The sequence below is a fragment of the Burkholderia sp. Ax-1720 genome, from assembly GCF_011753035.1.
Classification (GTDB): Bacteria; Pseudomonadota; Gammaproteobacteria; order Burkholderiales; family Burkholderiaceae; genus Burkholderia; species Burkholderia gladioli.
Genome location: NZ_VWWK01000441.1, coordinates 1 through 1,068, shown reverse-complemented (window position 1 = coordinate 1,068; position 1,068 = coordinate 1). Strand labels below are relative to the sequence as shown.

The 1,068-nt window shown below is 74.0% G+C and carries 1 pseudogene; it reads right to left on the bottom strand.

The features are described 5' to 3' along the window. Positions 1–1,068 (bottom strand): annotated as a pseudogene (locus F3J18_RS37510) (ATP-binding protein); the annotation flags it as partial.

The following is a 1,068-nucleotide window of genomic DNA, read 5'->3' as shown; positions in this document are numbered from 1 at the left end:
GATACGGCGCGCGGGCAGCGGCAGCCGGCCGTCGGGCGCCGGCGTGCGCCGCGGGGCGGGCGGGATGGACGCGGCGGGCGAAGTGGGCGGGGCGGACACGACGGACACGACGGACACGACGGCCGGCCTCGACTGCGACGGTGCCGGAGACGACGCTGCCGAAGCGCGCTGCGTGCCGTCGCCGGGCTCGCTGTCATCCCCGTCGATCAGCTTCCGGCTCGCCGCGTCCTTGAGCGCCATCACGATCTGCGTTTCATTGAACGGGTACTGATTGACGAGCTGCGCCAGCGCGGCCTCGTCGATGCGGAACGGGAAATCGGGCAGGTGGCGGCGCCAGATCCGCGCGCGCAGCGCCGTATCGGGCGAGCCCACGCGGATCAGCGCGGCGATCGCGCGATGCGCCTGGTAGCCGTGCGCGAGATCGGCAAGCCGGCGCGCGGGGCCGTTCAGCACGACGATCAGACGCTGGCTGTCGAACAGCAGCGGCAGCAGCGCGTCGAGCAGGTCGTCGGTGCCGTCCTGGCTGCCGGTCAGCCATTGACCGTGGGTCAGCACGAGCACGCGGTTGCAGAGCAACGCGTCGCGGCCGAGTCGCTTGATCCGAGCCGCGAGCTCGGTGCGATTGCGCTGTCGTTCGGCATCGAACCGCGCGATCGCGCGGCCGTCGAGCAGCGCGCCGTGCATGCCGAGCCGCGCGAGGGTGGCCGCGGCCAGGCGCTGCAGGCATTCGGTGTCGGCGCCTTGCAGGTGCAGCAGGTAGCTGCCAGGTTCCTCGTCGCCGCCGGCCACCGCCGCGAAGCGCGCGAGCTGGCGCAGCGCCTGGGCGTCCACCAGTTGTTCGTCGAGTGGCAGGCCGGCGGCGATCGTGGCGAGCGGTTCGTCGAGGCGCAATTGCGGCGCCGCGCGCGCGAGCAGATAGGCGGCGATCGGCGCGCCGAGCCGGTAGCCGCCCGTGAGCGTGCCGAGGCGCGTGCCGGCGCTGAGCTCGACGAGTTCCCAGGCGCGCAGCGCGGCATCGCCGGCGAGCCGCGCGAGCAGGCTGTCGGCCCGCATCTCGGCGTCGCCGGC